General features: G+C 45.2%; 14 protein-coding genes. 7 read left to right on the top strand and 7 right to left on the bottom strand.

What is annotated here, in order from left to right; genetic code table 11:
- The first annotated feature begins 272 nt into the window (after window positions 1–272).
- The 3 genes from H2O73_RS08375 to H2O73_RS08365 all read left to right on the top strand — a co-directional run bounded on the left by H2O73_RS08375 (window position 273) and on the right by H2O73_RS08365 (window position 2,635).
- Window positions 273–1,025, top strand: coding sequence for a copper homeostasis protein CutC (locus H2O73_RS08375; protein WP_182108388.1), 753 nt, complete (start codon window positions 273–275; stop codon window positions 1,023–1,025).
- Between the two features lie 83 nt (window positions 1,026–1,108).
- On the top strand, window positions 1,109–2,038 hold the full coding sequence (locus H2O73_RS08370; RefSeq protein WP_182108387.1) for a LysR family transcriptional regulator: 930 nt from the start codon (window positions 1,109–1,111) through the stop codon (window positions 2,036–2,038).
- 90 nt (window positions 2,039–2,128) lie between these two features.
- Window positions 2,129–2,635, top strand: a complete 507-nt coding sequence (locus H2O73_RS08365) for a hypothetical protein (RefSeq protein WP_182108386.1) — start codon at window positions 2,129–2,131, stop codon at window positions 2,633–2,635.
- Here H2O73_RS08365 and phoU read toward each other — a convergent pair.
- The 4 genes from phoU to H2O73_RS08345 form a co-directional block, all read right to left on the bottom strand.
- Window positions 2,632–3,330: a phosphate signaling complex protein PhoU gene (phoU, locus tag H2O73_RS08360; protein WP_182108385.1), complete on the bottom strand. Its 699-nt coding sequence runs from the start codon at window positions 3,328–3,330 to the stop codon at window positions 2,632–2,634. The genes H2O73_RS08365 and phoU overlap by 4 nt on opposite strands.
- Before the next feature lie 224 nt (window positions 3,331–3,554).
- Window positions 3,555–4,373, bottom strand: a complete 819-nt coding sequence (gene pstB, locus H2O73_RS08355) for a phosphate ABC transporter ATP-binding protein PstB (RefSeq protein WP_182108384.1) — start codon at window positions 4,371–4,373, stop codon at window positions 3,555–3,557.
- A 2-nt stretch (window positions 4,374–4,375) separates the two neighbouring features.
- On the bottom strand, window positions 4,376–6,022 hold the full coding sequence (gene pstA, locus H2O73_RS08350; RefSeq protein WP_182108383.1) for a phosphate ABC transporter permease PstA: 1,647 nt from the start codon (window positions 6,020–6,022) through the stop codon (window positions 4,376–4,378).
- A 25-nt stretch (window positions 6,023–6,047) separates the two neighbouring features.
- Window positions 6,048–8,234, bottom strand: coding sequence for an ABC transporter permease subunit (locus H2O73_RS08345; RefSeq protein ID WP_182108382.1), 2,187 nt, complete (start codon window positions 8,232–8,234; stop codon window positions 6,048–6,050).
- Window positions 8,235–8,675: 441 nt separating this feature from the next.
- On the opposite strand from H2O73_RS08345, the gene ppk1 reads away from it, so the two are divergent.
- On the top strand, window positions 8,676–10,760 hold the full coding sequence (gene ppk1, locus H2O73_RS08340; RefSeq protein ID WP_182108381.1) for a polyphosphate kinase 1: 2,085 nt from the start codon (window positions 8,676–8,678) through the stop codon (window positions 10,758–10,760).
- Window positions 10,744–12,249 carry an exopolyphosphatase gene (gene ppx / locus H2O73_RS08335; protein ID WP_182108380.1) on the top strand — a complete coding sequence of 502 codons (1,506 nt, stop codon included), beginning with the start codon at window positions 10,744–10,746 and terminating at the stop codon, window positions 12,247–12,249. The genes ppk1 and ppx overlap by 17 nt, the downstream gene beginning before the upstream one ends.
- A 52-nt stretch (window positions 12,250–12,301) precedes the next feature.
- Here ppx and H2O73_RS08330 read toward each other — a convergent pair whose 3' ends face one another.
- Genes H2O73_RS08330 through phoB form a run of 3 tightly spaced genes read right to left on the bottom strand, consistent with a single transcriptional unit; the run spans window position 12,302 to window position 15,293 of the window.
- Window positions 12,302–13,273: a PstS family phosphate ABC transporter substrate-binding protein gene (locus tag H2O73_RS08330; RefSeq protein WP_182108379.1), complete on the bottom strand. Its 972-nt coding sequence runs from the start codon at window positions 13,271–13,273 to the stop codon at window positions 12,302–12,304.
- Complete coding sequence (gene phoR, locus H2O73_RS08325; protein ID WP_182108378.1) at window positions 13,273–14,571, bottom strand: phosphate regulon sensor histidine kinase PhoR; 1,299 nt, start codon at window positions 14,569–14,571, stop codon at window positions 13,273–13,275. The genes H2O73_RS08330 and phoR overlap by 1 nt, the downstream gene beginning before the upstream one ends.
- Before the next feature lie 32 nt (window positions 14,572–14,603).
- Window positions 14,604–15,293: a phosphate regulon transcriptional regulator PhoB gene (gene phoB, locus H2O73_RS08320; RefSeq protein ID WP_075710071.1), complete on the bottom strand. Its 690-nt coding sequence runs from the start codon at window positions 15,291–15,293 to the stop codon at window positions 14,604–14,606.
- 269 nt (window positions 15,294–15,562) lie between these two features.
- Here phoB and rdgC point away from each other — a divergent pair, with 269 nt between their 5' ends.
- Together rdgC and trhP are read left to right on the top strand one after the other, a co-directional pair.
- On the top strand, window positions 15,563–16,477 hold the full coding sequence (rdgC, locus tag H2O73_RS08315; RefSeq protein WP_182108377.1) for a recombination-associated protein RdgC: 915 nt from the start codon (window positions 15,563–15,565) through the stop codon (window positions 16,475–16,477).
- A gap of 156 nt (window positions 16,478–16,633) precedes the next feature.
- Window positions 16,634–18,052, top strand: coding sequence for a prephenate-dependent tRNA uridine(34) hydroxylase TrhP (trhP, locus tag H2O73_RS08310; RefSeq protein ID WP_182108376.1), 1,419 nt, complete (start codon window positions 16,634–16,636; stop codon window positions 18,050–18,052).
- Window position 18,053 lies beyond the last annotated feature (1 nt).

Genomic DNA, 18,053 nt, shown 5'->3' with positions numbered 1-18,053 from the left:
AAGGGAGCAGACTGTAAATCTGCCGGCACTGCCTTCGATGGTTCGAATCCGTCCCCCTCCACCATCTACTAAAGCCAGCTCATTGAGCTGGCTTTTTTCATTCTTACTCTTCAATTATTCCAACCAAAAAACACATCGTTCACTCTTATCGGGTCTCATTACACCATTCAGTTTTATACGGTAATTGTGGAAAACAATCTGCAGATTTTTACCCTATTCAGCCATACTAGCTAAGCTACAATAGCCTCATCTAATCTGTATGAGTGTATAGCATGACTTATCAAGTCGAAGTTTGTATCGATAACTTAGAATCTCTTCACTATGCCATCGCGGGTGGTGCAAGCCGTATCGAACTGTGTTCCTCTTTGGCGCTAGGCGGGTTAACGCCAAGCTTTGGTTTCATGCAGCAAGCGGCAAAAATATCCTCCATTCCCATCTACGCAATGATTCGTCCTCGCCAAGGCGACTTTCTCTATAACGAAGAAGAGATTGAATCAATGTTGTTAGATATTGATGCCGCAGCCCAAGCTGGCTTACAAGGTGTGGTGTTTGGTGTGCTAACCAGCGATGGCAATATTGATATGCAGCAAGCCTCTCGATTAGCCCAACGAGCAAAAAGCCATAACCTAGGCATCACCTTCCACCGTGCGATAGATCAATGCCATGATTATGTTGCCGCTATCGAAGCGGTGGCAGAACTCGGCTGCGAACGCATTTTAACTTCAGGCCTAGCCAGCAATGCCGAGCAAGGTATTGAAGTGCTAACCAAGATGGTCGCACTCGCCAACAATCGCTTTGCTATCATGGCTGGAGCCGGCATCAATATTAATAATGTCACCCAAATAGCTCAGACAACAGGTGTAACGCAATTGCACTTGTCAGGTAAAACGGCTCGCCAAAGCAAAATGAGATTAATTGCCGAACAAGCCAAAATGGGTAGCCAAGATCTCGATGATTTCATCATCCCAATTACCTCAATTGAAACCATTGAAAAGGTGGTCAAGGCGCTACGATCTGTCGCCTAGAAGAAGTAAGGGTTGAAAGTCGTTAGGCACTCCAGCATCATAATGTTGCAAGAGTGCACCATTGCTCAAACAAGGAAAGTACCGTGACCAAGAATCTTTTTTATAGCTTAGATCTCAATCTATTACGTACTTTCCTTGTCCTTAGCCAAGAGTGCAATATGCGTAAGGCGTCCAAAAGATTGTTTGTCTCTCAGCCGGCAGTCAGCCAAGCGTTGCAAAAACTACGTCATCACTTTAATGATGAGTTATTCGTAAAAGTACACGGTGGTCTAGAGCCGACACCATTTGCGCAAGAGCTTACCAATGCAATAACGCCTCACTTAGATGGATTAGCGGCTAGCCTTAACCAAACCGAAGAATTTGATCCTTTCAAACTCGACATCTCTTTGAAAATCGCCGTCGCACCCATTGTTCTCACCTGCTTATCTGGCACCTTGTATCATCACTTGCAGCAACTTGCACCAAACAGTTCTATAGAGTTACTCAGTTGGAGCAAAACAACCTTCAATGAATTACAAAATGACGAGGTGTTAATCGGGATTAATTATGACAATGATTGCCCCAAACAAATCTGCTCACGCAAACTGATCGATCTCACCTCTCATGTGATTGTGCGAAATGAACACCCGGTAAACAAAGCTGTGGTGACTGCACATGATATGCAAGGCTATGACATCGCGTCGATCATCACCCCTGGTTGGAATGATGACTTTAGTCTAGCTGCTGAAGTGATGAAGCGAGAAGGTATTGATAGCAAAGTAAAATTTCGTTCAGAGTACACTATGGCCGCGATTGACGTGATACTGCATAGTGATCTATTCATGCCCCACTCCGATCTCTTTCCCATTCAAAATTACCCACAATTGCGATCTATGCTCGCTCATGTGAATGGGCATCCATTTCACTACCCTATCTACGCTTACTACCATGGCAAGCACCGCAATAATGCTCTGATTAACTGGTTATATGAGCAAGTCCTATATGTCCTCAGCCTGCACCAGGTTAATAAGTAACACTTATTATCGATATAACCAGAAGCCATTAGTTTAAATTTTTCTTATCACTATCATGGTTACTGAATCCAGTGACTTTAGGTATTGATGATGAAAAAGAGAGTGATGGTGATAAGCCTTGCCGCGAGCTTTGGCACGTATGCTTCAGGGTTGCACCTCTCCCCTGAAATTAAAATGGGTCCATATGTCGGGTCTGGTATATCTGGAGGTGGTTTGCAGTTAGGTATTACCGATGTCTGGGGATTAGATGCGATCTATGCAAGCTACACTCATACCTCGGCAGAGATACTCACTGATAAAGATAGACTCAAAACTTATCGAATTGGGGCGCAGTACAACCTACCTCAAGCCCCTATGCTCGGATTTCAGCTTGAATTAGGTGGGGTGGAGTATCAAGGCAGTCGAGATTATATCTTTTCACCAAGACAATACCGCGAAGGCTCTGGAGTCAGTGTGGCTGGCGCTTGGGTATTACAAATAAATGATAACCTAGGCTTGCGGGCAGGCATGGACATAAACTACATCGATAAGAATAAGACTTACTTGAGTAGCGACTTTTCAACCACTTTCAGTACTGGTGTCACACTGCGTTTTTAACGCAGTGCATCATCAATACTTTGCTCACCCAAGTGGCGTACATCTTTACCTTTCACAAAGTAAATAATGTATTCACAGATGTTTTGGCAACGATCTCCAACTCGCTCAATGGCGCGAGCTGACCACATCACTTGTAAGATCTGCGGAATGTTCTTGGGATCTTCCATCATATAGGTCATGAGCTGGCGTATCACCGCTTCGTATTCAGCATCTAAGCGATCATCCATCTTGTAGACAGCTGCTGCAGCGTCAACATCCATCCGCGCGAAAGCATCCAATACCTGATGTAGCATATTCACGGCTTGACGGCACAAAGGCTCCAAAGAAACATTAAATTGCTTATCTTCAGAAGAAGGGTTTTCAATGGCAACGTTAGCGATACGCGCAGCGACATCACCGATACGCTCTAAATCTGTGATGGTTTTTATGATCGCCATGATCAAGCGTAAATCTTTCGCGGTTGGCTGACGTTTAGCGATGATGCGAGTACACGCTTCATCTATCGACACTTCCATCGCATTGACTTTATGATCGTCGCGCACCACCTTACGTGCCAGTTCGACATCTTCTTTATGCAATGCCTGCATCGCGAATGAAAGCTGCTGTTCTACCAACCCGCCCATCGTAAGAACATGGGTACGAATAGATTCAAGTTCGACGTTAAATTGCCCTGAGATATGGCGTCCAAAGTTCATGAATAAGGTGTAACTCCCTTTAAGGTAAGAACAGAGATAAAGAGTCTCTCTAAAAAAGTTGGTGTTGCCGTTTGGCAACGAATAAACCCAACCCTATCAGCATAGATGTACTGTCGGCATAGATACACTGTCGGCATAGATACACTGTCGGCATAGAACACTATGTCATAAAGGCAGGATTTACGCAGTCCTTTACGCTGCCGCTTCAAATATGAGGGAGAAGCTTACCCATACCTACCAGTAATGTAGTCTTCGGTCTGAGTTTTCAATGGCGAAGTGAAAATAGAATCCGTATCTGAGTACTCGATCAATTTCCCCATGTGAATAAACGCCGTATGGTCGCTCACGCGCGCGGCTTGCTGCATGTTATGAGTAACAATAACCACAGTATATTTGGTTTTGAGCTCATTAATTAGCTCTTCGATGGTTAATGTTGAAATAGGATCCAGTGCTGAGGTTGGCTCATCAAGTAACAAAACCTCTGGCTCAATAGCAATCGCACGCGCAATCACCAAACGTTGCTGTTGCCCACCAGACAAACCAAACGCATTTTCATGCAAGCGGTCTTTCACTTCATCCCAAAGCGCCGCGGCGCGCAAAGAGCGCTCAACAGCATCATCAAGTTGGCGACGATTTTTTAAACCTTGCAAACGTAAACCATAAACCACATTTTCATAAATCGATTTAGGAAACGGATTGGGACGCTGGAAAACCATACCAACACGGCGGCGCAGTGTGGCAACGTCAACATCTGGGTGGTAAACATTCTTACTATGCAGCTTCACTTCACCGGTAATTCGACAGCCTTCCACAAGATCATTCATTCGGTTGATACAGCGCAACAGTGTCGATTTACCGCAACCAGAAGGACCGATAAACGCCGTCACCTGCCCCTTAGGAATTCGCATCGAGATATCACTTAACGCCTGGCTATTTTTGTAAAACAAATTCAGCCCTTCGATCGCAATAGCGGTCTGCTCATCACTCAGATTATTAACATCTAGTGGGGTTTGGTAGCCCAATGTTTGATTGACTGAAAACATGCTTAATCTTGTCCCAATGTTCGATATTTCTCACGCAAGTTATTGCGAATACTGATGGCGGTTAAGTTCAACCCAACAATCACTGTCACGAGTAAGAATGAGGTGGCGTAAACCAATGGTCTTGCGCTTTCTATGTTGGTGGTTTGAAAACCAACATCATAGATATGAAAACCCAAATGCATAAACTTACGCTCTAAATGCAAGTAAGGGAACTGTCCATCAACTGGCAAACTGGACGCTAGTTTAACCGCCCCCACCAGCATCAATGGCGCAACCTCACCCGCAGCACGCGCAACCGCTAGAATTAACCCTGTGATAATGGCAGGGCTTGCCATCGGCAATACAATCCGCCACATGGTCTCAAATTGTGTCGCCCCTAGCGCTAATGAACCATGTCGAACTGACGTAGGTATACGTGACAAACCTTCTTCAGTAGCGACAATCACCACAGGCAGTGTCAGTACGGCTAACGTCAATGCAGACCACAACAAACCAGGCGTACCAAACGTTGGGGTTGGCAAACGCTCTGCATAGAAAAAGTCATCAATAGAAGCGCCGAGCGTATACACAAAAAAACCGAGACCAAAAACACCATAAACAATTGAAGGTACACCAGCTAAGTTGATCACCGCTACACGTATAATGCGGGTAAACAAATTGTTTTTAGCGTATTCATGGAGGTAGATTGCCGCAATCACACCAAGTGGCATCACAATGACTGACATGATCAACACTAACAACACCGTACCAAACATTGCCGGGAAAACACCGCCTTCAGAGTTCGATTCGCGCGGGGAACTTGAAAGGAACTTCCACATTTCCTTCGCCCATTGAGCGACCTTATCCATCGCGCCCATTTGGTTTGGATACCACAAATCCAAAATATGACTCAATGGGATCAGCACTTGCTGCCCAGTCATATCCTCAACAATCAACCCTTGCTTGGCGAGTTTGTCACGTAAGTCATCCAACTTAGCTTCCGCAGCAGAAAGCTGCTGACTAAACTGTTTAGACTGGGAGTTATAGATTCCCAGATAGTTCTCATCCAAATCATTATTCAATTCACGTTTTCTTTTTTCCAAACGTAAATCATTCGCTTGAGCACTGATCGCTTGCACTTCTTGCTCAATCACACGCTCTATCTCATCACGCACGAGTTGGCTCAGTTTCAGTGACTCACTCAAACGAGGCTGGAAATCCGTATGGATTTGCCCGTGAGCATCTTGGTAGGCGATTGGGCGCCCATAGAAGTCACCACTGCGAGTCCGCTCTATTGCTGCCCAATGTTGTGGCTTTGAACGACTATGAATGTCGATATCTAAGATAGAAACAAAATCGGCTGGATAAATATCACGGTTGGCCACCTTGATGTTGAGTCGCTCTATCTGATCTTTTTGTAGGGTAGCTTTTGGCAGCGGAATGCCTAGTTCTTGTAAGTAATCGACCGATACCGACTCTTGCGCATAAAGCTGCCCAACCAGAATTTCACCGTCATTTTTAGTCCATTGATAGAGAGGCGCAGGCCAAAAGTATGAGAGCCCTTTCCAACCGATAAGCAGCAATAGTCCAAGCACAGATAGCAAACTAATGCTAACTGCTCCACCGGTTAACCATATCCAAGGTGCGCCTGATCTTAACCACTTAAACACTAACGTGAATTCCTATTAATTTGACTTACAAAGCTCGGTATTTCTCGCGTAAACGCTGACGAACCCACTCGGCAATAGAGTTCACCGCAAAGGTAAACACCAACAAAATCAGTGCCGCTAAGAACAGAATACGAAAATGAGAACTGCCAACTTCCGACTCTGGCATCTCCACGGCGATCGTTGCCGATAAGGTACGCATCCCTTCTAAGATGTTCCAATCTAGAATTGGGGTATTACCTGTTGCCATCAAAACGATCATCGTTTCGCCAACTGCCCGTCCTAATCCCATCATTATCGCTGAGAAAATACCGGGACTTGCAGTTAACAACACCACATGAATTAGGGTTTGCCATGGTGTCGCACCTAACGCTAATGAACCATCAGATAAGTGCTTAGGTACAGAGAAAATAGCGTCTTCTGCGATGGTAAAGATGGTTGGGATCACGGCAAATCCCATCGCAAAACCGACGACAAGTGCATTGCGTTGGTCAAACTCTATGCCTAGTTCAGCAAGATAAATACGCACATCACCGGCAAATAACCACGCTTCAATCGCATTGCTTTGATTGAGAATAAACACCGCAATTAGCACCAAACATGGCATCAGGATCAACGCATGCCAGCCATTAGGTAACTTGCGAGTCCACGCTAATGGCAAGCAGTGCCAAAGCGCACCAATCGCGACGATGGAGATTGGCAGAAACAGCAGTAATACCACCACTGAGGTTAAATGAGTTTCAACAATCGGCGCAAACCACAGCCCAGCTAAGAAGCCAATAATCACCGTCGGTAGCGCTTCCATCAATTCAATTGAAGGTTTCACCAGTCGGCGCATACTCGGTGTCATAAAGTAAGCGGTATAAATCGCGCCAAATACGGCAATGGGTACCGCAAACAGCATCGCAAACGCCGCAGCTTTCAAGGTACCAAAAGCAATTGGCACTAAACTGAATTTGGCTTCAAATTCATCGCTTGCCGATGTGGTTTGCCACACAAAAACAGGCTCTGGGTAACTTTCATACCACACTTTTTGCCACAAAGAAGAGAGCGACACTTCTGGGTATGGGTTATCAAGATGTGCCACGCTTAATACATCATCTGATAACGCCACTAAATACTGCTCGTTTCTCGACATTGCCGCCAATTGCGGCGTTTTATTGTAAGCGCGCTTAAAGATGACCAGCTTTTCGCTGGTGGTATAGTGACTTTGCACCATGCCATTAATATAAAAGCTGTAGAAACCTTTTCGATAAGAGTCTGGTAGTAAAAACTGCAATTCAGACGCAAGCTTAAATTCACGAATAAACGTCAGCTTACGCTCACCGTCTTTAAGCACATCAAACCATTGTGATACCAATCCATCTTTATGCGTCGCCAGCAATGAAGAAGCGCCAGACAGTACATCAAGATTAGTGACTGCGTGTTTACCATTGCCTTGGCTAAGGTCAACGACCTCTCGTACCACAAACTGATTTTGTTGCTGGTTGATCACAATCAACTCAGAGCCTTGACGTAAATATAGGGTTTTACCATCCGGCGTGAGGATCATTTGATCCAACTGAGGCATCGCTTGTTCAAATACAAAACTGTGTACTTGCTGATCGCGACTTTGCCAGCGAATACGAATACGTTGATCGTCAAAGTAGCCTACCAGTACGTTTTGCCCCCCCACTGAAAACGCAAAACGTTCAAGCGCAACATTCTCAAATGCTAAGTCGATTTTATTGTTGAGTTGATTTAACTGTGGCGCAAAAGTACGGCGATCATTTTCAATCACATTTTTCAGTTCGGGTTGGAAGAGGGTTACCTTCCCTTGTTGGCTAGCAAATGCGTACCAGCCTTGAGCTCCCGACATTTTAGCAAACAGTTGAGATGGTTGAGCCAAGTCTACCGATAGCGTCGGAGTTTGATTACCCTGATCAAGCGACCAGAAATCCACTTGCCCTTGTTGAGAAATGACAAAAGCGTGTTGACCATAATCATCAACGCCAGCGGCTAAAGGCTGTGGCGTTGAGATCGTTTGACGTGCGATATCAGGCGTCAGTTTGGCATCAGAAAATAGCGGTAATACCATCATCGCCAAATAGACAAAGATCAGTATTAAGGCCGCCAAAACACCAACACCACCAGCAGACACAGCAAACCTGACCAGGCGATCTTTCACCAATCGCTTTCTGTCTTTTTCTTTTAATGAAAAATCGGCTTTAGCCATGCATCCTGTACTCTGTATTAGTGCGATATCTCGCGGTTTAACTCTATTTGGGTGCAAAATGCATCGCTATGAGTCCAATGTATCTCTTTTTGTAAGCGCTATCGATGCCATTCACGATTATCTCAACAGCAGAGAATCGACTCATGGCTCAAACCTTTGTGAATTGCTCAAGAAACTCAGCGCTGATGAAAAAACCACACTTAACGCTTCAAGATCCTAATTCTGCCCAAGGGTATATTATTTCTCTTTGATGACAATTATATTACAACCAAGAATAAATAACTGAATATAATAAAATATTTGCTGCTAAAAACCGCCTTCCATTTCAGCACCTGACTCTACTCTTAACAGGGCAATCTGCAATATTAACGTCATGAAAATGCCTTATTTTTCTTAACCTAACCTATACTTTTTTATGGTTAGGAGGAAAAGGGTCTTAGGATGAGTTCTGAAAAACTATATATAGAAAAAGAGTTAAGTTGGCTGTCATTCAACGAGCGTGTTTTGCAAGAAGCGGCTGATCAATCGGTGCCTCTTATAGAGCGTATACGCTTTTTGGGTATATTTTCCAATAACCTTGATGAATTTTATAAAGTGCGATTCGCCGATGTGAAACGTCGTATTTTGATTAACCAAGAACGCGGTGGCAACGACAACTCCAAGCACCTTCTAACCAAGATGCAGTCAAAAGCACTAAGACTTAATGAACGTTTTGATGCTCTTTACCAAGAGCTGATCCGCGACATGGCGCGTCATCGAATTTTCCTCGTTAACGAACATCAGCTCAACGATACTCAACAAATTTGGATCCAAAAATACTTTAAACGCCAAGTTTTACACCATATGTCACCGGTATTGCTGACTGAAGATATCAATCTCATTCAATTCCTTAAAGATGAATATGCCTACATAGCCGTTGAACTAAAAAAACAAGAGCACACCCAATATGTTCTGTTAGAGATCCCCACCGATCACCTGCCTCGCTTCGTGATGGTGCCAGAACAAAAGGGCAAACGGCGTAAGACCATCATCTTGTTAGATAATATTATCCGCTTCTGTCTTAATGACTTGTTCCAAGGCTTTTTCGAGTACGATCAAATCAATGGTTACGCGATGAAAATGACTCGTGATGCCGAATATGACTTAAGCCGCGAAGTAGAATACAGCTTAATTGAGCAAATGTCTGAAGGGGTGAGCCAGCGACTCACCGCCATGCCAGTCCGCTTTGTTTATCAGCGCGATATGCCTGAGGCTATGTTGCACTTTCTCTGTAAAAAACTTGGCATATCAAACTATGATAGCCAGATCCCCGGAGCTCGTTACCACAACTTTAAAGATTTCATCGCCTTTCCCAATGTTGGTCGTGAATATCTTGAATACAAACCGTTGCCACCGATCCGCTGCGCTGACTTTGATGGCTACGCCAATAGTTTTGATGCGATAAAAAACCAAGATATTCTGCTCTACTTTCCCTACCATACTTTTGACCACATCACAGAGTTGGTCCGCCAAGCGTCATTCGACCCCAAAGTATTCAGTATTAAAATCAACATCTACCGAGTCGCTAAAGATTCTCGCTTGATCAATTCACTAATAGATTCGGTACACAATGGCAAAAATGTCACTGTGGTGGTCGAGTTGCAAGCGCGCTTTGATGAAGAAGCCAATATCGAGTGGGCAAAAGTCCTCACAGAGGCTGGAGTGCAAGTGCTCTTTGGCACGCCGGGGTTAAAAATTCACGCGAAGTTATTGCTGATTAATCGCCGCGAAGGAGACGACATTGTTCGTTATGCCCATATTGGTACTGGCAACTTTCATGAAAAAAACGCGCGCATCTATACCGATTTTTCGCTACTGACAGCCGACGCAGAAATTACCAATGAAGTGCGCAATGTCTTCGGCTATATCGAAAATCCTTATCGCCCAGTAAAGTTTAACCAGTTGATCGTTTCGCCACGTAACTCACGCAAGCAACTTTACCAGCTAATTGACAATGAAATTACCAACGCAAGCTTAGGTAAAAAAGCCAAGATCACCTTAAAGGCGAATAATTTAGTCGACAAAGGTTTGATCAACAAACTCTACAGCGCCAGCACCTTAGGCGTAGAGATTCGCATGGTGATAAGGGGAATGTGCGCTCTGGTTCCCGGCGTTGAAGGGGTGAGTGACAACATCAAAATCATCAGTATTGTTGACCGTTTCTTAGAGCATCCTCGCGTTCTGATTACTCACAATGATGGCGACCCACAAGTTTATATCTCTTCTGCAGACTGGATGACCCGCAATATAGACCATCGCATAGAAGTCGCCACACCCATTCGTGATCCACGCCTTAAACAGCGCATCATCCACATTATTAATATTCACTTTACCGATACAGTGAAAGCTCGCTGGATAGATAAAGAGATGAGCAATAGCTACGTTGCTCGTGGAAATCGCAAGAAAATACGCTCACAAATAGCGATTTACGACTATCTTAAAAATGTAGAGAAGCAAGCTAAGAAGAAGAATGAATCAAACGCCTGATGTTAGAGATGTTGCCGCCATTGACCTCGGTTCAAACAGTTTCCACATGGTTGTGGCGAAAGTCGTTGGACAAGATTTACAGTTAGTGAGTCGACATAAACAGCGTGTTCGACTCGCTGATGGGCTTGATGGACAAAACAACCTCGACAACGCCTCAATAGAGCGAGGTTTAGCCTGTTTAGCCATGTTCGCAGAACGGCTGCATGGCTTTGACGCCATGAATGTTCGCATTGCCGCTACCCATACCCTACGCCTTGCTAATAATGCGCATATATTCATTCAGCGCGCCCGTGAGGTATTGCCTTTTCCAGTAGAAATCATTCCCGGTGACGAAGAAGCGCGCTTGATCTATCAAGGAGTCTCGCACACTCAACCCCAAGCCGAATCGAAATTGATCGTCGATATTGGTGGTGGTAGTACTGAGATCATCTATGGCAAGGGCTTTGAACCGGAATTGGTCAACAGCAAACAGATGGGGTGTGTTAGCTTTACTCAGCGCTACTTTACCAATGGCAAGCTCTCCAATAAGAATTTCACTAACGCTATTTTAGCTGCCGAACAAAAACTGGAATCGCTGGCTCATCGCTATCGTAAAAAAGGTTGGTCTATTGCGTATGGCTCTTCGGGAACGATAAAAGCCATTCGTGAAGTACTGATCGGATTGGGCTACGAAGACGGCATCATTACCGCCAAACGTCTGCACACTCTGATCGACAAACTGTGTCAGTGGCAACATATCGAACAAATTGAACTGACAGGTTTAACTGAAGAACGTAAGCCAGTGTTTGCTGCCGGTGTGGCTATCATCTACGCGATATTTCTTGATCTAAAAATCAGCGAAATGCACTACTCCGAAGGCGCCCTACGAGAAGGGTTACTCTATGAAATGGAAGAGCGCTTTAAACGTTCGGATATTCGCATGAGAACCACAGAAAACTTGGCAAATAAACACCGAGTTGATTTGGAACACGCCGCCCGAGTAAAAGAACAAGCCAGCGAGTTGCTCGACCAAGTACATAAGAAACTCGGTATTAAAGCGAAATCGGAACTGTTTGACCTGCTTGAGTGGAGTGCTCTACTGCATGAAACGGGGCTAAGTATCAGCTTAAAAGCGTTTCATCGTCATTCCGCTTATATCTTACGCCACACTAACATGCCCGGCTTTAACGTCGAACAACAGCGAGTTCTGTCCACCTTGGCTCGCTTTCAGCGTAAAGCTCTCAAGCTAAATGAGATGGAAGAGTTTTCGCTATACAAGAAGAAACATCTCGTAGGGCTGATTCGCATTCTTCGTTTAGCCATTTTGCTCAACGGACAACGAAATGATGAACCACTACCGCACTTGACATTAAAAGTAGACGATGAAGATAAGTGGACACTTACCTGCAAAGAGCGCAACTGGCTAGAGAATAACAAACTGCTCGATGCCGACCTGCAAACAGAGCAAGCCTATTGGCAAAGTGCTGAGTGGCAATTGCATTTCAGCTAATTGAGTACCACCCTACCACATTAAAGAGATCAACGGCGCGTATTCCGCGCCTTTAGTTTTGTACTTTGATGCCCACTTTGGCTAACTCTTGCAAAGCAATTTGTGGTGAAATGGCAACATAACCATCTTTTTCCACCAGACTCTGCCCCTGCTCAGAATAGATAAAGCGAATAAACTCACGTTCCAGAGGTGACAGTGACTTACTCGGGTGCTTGTTTATATAGACATATAAGTAGCGTGATAGTGGGTACTTACCTGATAAGATATTCTCTCGGGTTGGTTCCACATAATGATTGCCTGTTTTCGCTATCGGTATGCGTTTCACCCCCGATACTTGGTAGCCTACCCCTGAATAGCCAATCGTATTAATGGATGAAGCAACAGATTGAACCACCGATGCTGATCCCGGTTGCTCATTGACATTATTTTGGAAATCACCACCACACAGCGCATTTTTCTTAAAGTAGCCATAAGTACCCGAAACCGAGTTACGACCAAACATTTGGATTGAACGCTTCGCCCATAAGTAGTCTAACCCCAGCTCAGCCCAAGTGCGTACAGGCTGCGTTGCACCACAACGTAGGGTGGCAGAGAAAATACTGTCGAGCTCAACAAAGTTCATGCCTTTCACGGGATTGTCTTGATGAACAAAAATACCAATCGCGTCAATTGCGACTCGTAGTGCGGTTGGCTTGTAGCCATGGGCACGTTCAAATGCTTCAATTTCACTGTTACGCATTGGACGGCTCATCGGTCCAAACTGTGCCGTTTGTTCCGTCAATGCCGGCGGTGCCGTTGAAGAACCGGAGGCTTGCACTTGACCATTTACACCCGGATAGAGCTGCTTAAACTCTTCCACCCACAAGGTTGTCATACCCGCTAACGTATCAGACCCCACACTGGTTAGTGCGCCACTAATCCCCGGCACTTTGTTATACGGACGAAACGACTCTTCCGCACTTGCCTGCGGAGCAGCAAACCCAAGCAATAATGAAACGATGACGAATCCAATCTTTGTTGTCATTATTTCACCACCAGTCGCTCGGGAAGAGTGAAGGTAAACTTACTGCCTACGCCGACTTTACTGGTAATCTCAAGGTGCGAGTCATGGTGAGTCAACGCGTGTTTCACAATCGCCAAACCTAAACCACTACCACCGGTATCACGTGAGCGCGCTTTATCGACTCGGTAGAAGCGCTCAGTTAGGCGATGCAAGTGTTGCGGCTCAATCCCTTCCCCGCTGTCTTCAACCGACAAACAGGCGCCTTGAGGCGTCAAATACCAACGAACATTCACTTTAGCCCCAGCAGGAGTGTATTTCACCGCGTTATAAACCAGGTTTGAAATGGCACTGCGCAGTTGGTCGTCATCACCCAAGACCAACAAAGATTCGTCAACATCAAATTTGAGTCGATGGTTTTGTTCACCACTTAAACTGACCGCTTCTTTTTCCAACACTTCCAGCATGGCTGGCACATTGACCACTTCATCCAGTTCATGCATTGGGGCGGCTTCAATTTTTGATAATGTCAGCAGTTGGTTAACTAGGCTATTCATCCGGTTCAACTGCTCGGTCATCACACCATGAGCACGGCTCCACATCGGACCGACAAGCATGTCTGGGTCTTCTGTCATTTCCAGATAGCCTTGTAACACCGTCATCGGTGTACGCAATTCATGTGAGACATTGGCAAAGAAGTTACGGCGCATACCTTCAAGCTGTTTAAGCTGCGTCACGTCACGTACCACCATCAAGTGTTCACCTTCGGTATAAGGCACAATACGCAGTTCGAGCATGCGTTCTACATTGAGTGGCGAGCGCATCTCAAGCGGCTCTGAATAATCTTGTTTGGTTAGGTATTTGATGAAATCCGGCGTGCGGATCAAATTGGAGATCGGCTGACCAGAGTCATCAGGCCAACGGAAGCCTAACAGGTGCTGAGCAAGCTTATTACACCAAACAATGTTGCCTTCGCCACGAAATACCACCACCGCATCGGGTAATGACTCGGCACCATTGCGGAATCGGCGAATTAGGTTGGTGAGTTCTTTGCGTTTTTTTCGCTGGCGCTGTTGCAGGCGATAGATGCCATTAAACAGCTCTTCCCAGTTGCCCGTACCAGCAGGTGGAGTCAGGCGCTTTTCATCCCACAACCACGCCGAAAAACGCATCTGGTTATGTAAATGCCATACAAGCTGCAAAGCCGTGGCAGCTAAAAGCAACCACGGCATATATCCGAAGATCCATCCAACAATCACCCAAGGGGTGTAAAAAAAGGCCAGCTCCCAGGCCAGCCTTTTCCAAGTTAACCTTTCAACCACTTACTTCTCCATAGAACGTTAAGCATGGGGTGTTAAGCTTTGGTTGAGAAACGATAGCCAGCACCACGAACGGTTTGGATCAGTTTATCATGACCTTCCATTTCCAGTGCTTTGCGTAAGCGACGAATGTGAACATCAACGGTACGGTCTTCAACATACACGTTAGTTCCCCAAACATTATTCAGCAATTGCTCGCGGCTGTAGACTCGCTCTTGATGCGTCATAAAGAAATGCAGCATCTTAAACTCGGTTGGCCCCATATCTAATGGTTGATCATTTGCCGTCACACGGTGTGAAACTGGGTCCAATTTCAAGCCTTGAACATCAATAACATCTTCAAGTGCCGTTGGCGTAACACGACGGATCACCGCTTTTAAGCGAGCTACCAACTCTTTTGGCGAGAATGGCTTCGTGATGTAATCGTCTGCGCCCACTTCGAGTCCACGAACTTTGTCTTCTTCTTCACCGCGTGCTGTTAACATCACAACCGGAATATTGCGCGTTAACTCTTCACGTTTCATGTGCTTAATGAAATTGATCCCGCTGCCACCTGGTAGCATCCAGTCCAGCAATACAAGATCTGGGAAGGGTTCAGCTAGTTTAGTTACCGCAGTATCATAATCTTCTGCTTCAACTGCTTGGTAACCTTTTTGCTCAAGAACAAAACACAACATTTCGCGGATTGGTGCTTCGTCTTCAACAACTAGAATCCTTCTAGACATAATAATTAACCTTTTTCGTTAAGCTTGACAAAAAGGGAGGAGCCACGCCCCCCGATGCATAAGCATTATTACTAGCAATTATGACACTTTTGTGACCTTTGCAAACAAATTTTCATAGAACTTTCTTACGACTTTGCTTGAAATTCAATCAATAAACGCTAGCGATTCACTCATCGATGACGACTCGATTCATATTTTTCACTTCCCGACAGACAAGTGAATAAAATTTGCTAAGATAGTCGCCTTCAATGTCTGAGTAGAGAAAGAGTATGTGGTTCAAAAACTGTCTGGTATATCGCGTTAACCGAGAGATCGAATTCAAAGCCGACCAACTAGAACAGCAACTGGCTGAGTTCCGTTTTACGCCTTGTGGCAGCCAAGATAAGCAAAAATTTGGTTGGGTATCAGCGATGGGGCGACACGGTGACATGATGACTCATGTCTCTGAAAACCATATCCTTATCTGTGCTAAGAAAGAAGAAAAAATGCTGCCAGCTTCTGTGATCAAAGAATCACTCAATGCCAAGGTTGATGCATTAGAAGTACAAGAAGGTCGTCCACTGAAGAAAAAAGAAAAGGACAACCTTAAAGACGACATCATTATGGATCTTCTGCCACGTGCCTTTAGCCGTAGCAACCACACTTATGTACTGATCATGCCAAAACAAGGCTTTATTCTGGTTGATGCAAGCAGCTACAAGAAAGCAGAAGATGTATTAGCATTGCTAAGAAAAACAATGGGTAGCCTACCTGTTGTACCAGCTATTGCAGAAAATGCTGTTGAGCTAACATTAACCGAATGGGTTAAGACGGGTAATACTCCGGCTGGCTTCAACATGCTTGATGAAGCTGAGCTAAAGTCAGTGCTTGAAGAAGGCGGTGTGATCCGTTGTAAAAAGCAAGAACTGACAGCTGACGAAATCCGCAGCCACATTGAAGCCGACAAACTGGTGACTAAGCTTGCGCTGAACTGGCAAGATCGTATCGAATTTATTCTGGCAGAAGACAACAGTATCAAGCGCCTTAAATTCTCAGATGAGCTTAAAGATCAAAACGATGATATTCCACGTGAAGACCAAGCAGCCCGTTTTGATGCCGATTTCTCGCTAATGTGCGGCGAACTAAGTGCCTTCCTACCAAACTTATATGAAGCACTCGGTGGTTTACCACACCCTAACGCTTAATGATATTGACTCAAAGCCCTCTTCGGAGGGCTTTTTAATTACTGCCGTTCTCCGAGTTTTTCCTAGTCACTCGTCACATTTTGGCGTAAAATTTGCGCCCCTATTCCATCAGGTGGAATTGGACTGACTTGAGATCAGATAACAGAGAATTGAGCAATGACAACAGAGAAAGTATTCGTACCCGAGCTACTATCACCAGCAGGTAGCCTTAAAAATATGCGTTACGCATTCGCTTACGGCGCAGATGCAGTATACGCGGGTCAACCTCGCTATAGCCTACGCGTTCGTAACAATGAATTTAACCACGAGAACCTACAAATCGGTATCGATGAAGCGCATGCCCTAGGCAAAAAGCTTTACGTGGTATGTAACATTCAGCCGCACAACTCAAAACTTAAAACCTTCATCCGTGATCTAAAACCTGTGGTTGAAATGGGTCCTGATGCACTGATCATGTCTGACCCTGGTCTGATCATGATGGTTCGTGAAGCTTTCCCTGATATGGCAATTCACCTATCCGTTCAAGCAAACGCAGTAAACTGGGCAACCGTTAAGTTCTGGGCAGCGAATGGCGTTGAGCGTGTGATCGTATCTCGCGAGCTTTCTCTGGAAGAAATCGAAGAAATCCGAGAGCACTGTCCTGAAACAGAACTTGAAGTGTTCGTTCACGGTGCACTTTGCATGGCGTACTCTGGTCGTTGTCTGCTGTCTGGCTACATCAACAAGCGTGACCCTAACCAAGGTACGTGTACCAACGCATGCCGTTGGGAATACAAAGTTGAAGAAGGTAAAGAGAACGACGCAGGTCAAATCGTCGAAGCCTCTGAACCTGTTGTGGCGTTTGATCCAAACGAAGCACAAGCAATTGAAGTGGCAGATGAGCGTCCTGAGACGACCATCGGTCGCGGCAAACCAATTGATGACGTAGTACTGCTTTCTGAAGCACACCGCCCTGAAGAAAAAATGGCGGCATTTGAAGATGAGCACGGTACCTACATCATGAACTCAAAAGATCTACGTGCAATCCAACACGTAGAGCGCCTGACTAAGATGGGTGTTCACTCACTGAAAATCGAAGGTCGTACTAAGTCATTCTACTACTGTGCACGTACCGCTCAGGTTTACCGTAAAGCTATTGACGATGCTGTAGCGGGTAAACCATTTGATGAGAGCCTAATGGGCACTCTAGAGAGCCTAGCGCACCGTGGTTACACTGAAGGCTTCCTACGTCGTCATACACATGACACATACCAAAACTACGACTACGGTTACTCAGTATCAGACGCACAGCAGTTCGTCGGTGAATTCACTGGTAAGCGCCGTGGCGATCTGGTTGAAGTTGAAGTGAAAAACAAATTCGTTGTTGGTGACAGCTTAGAGCTAATGACACCAAAAGGTAACGTAAACTTCACGCTAGAGATGATGGAAAACCGCAAATCTGAAGTAATTGATGATGCGAAAGGTAATGGCCACTTTGTCTTTATCCCTGTTCCACAAGATATGGATTTAGAATACGGTCTACTGATGCGCAACCTTAACGACGGTCAGGATACTCGTAACCCAACGGGCAAATAAT

The sequence above is a fragment of the Vibrio marinisediminis genome (assembly GCF_014050145.1).
In the GTDB taxonomy this organism is placed as follows: domain Bacteria; phylum Pseudomonadota; class Gammaproteobacteria; order Enterobacterales; family Vibrionaceae; genus Vibrio; species Vibrio marinisediminis.
The sequence above is the reverse complement of the archived record's forward strand: the minus strand, read 5'-3'. Positions and strand labels throughout refer to the sequence as shown.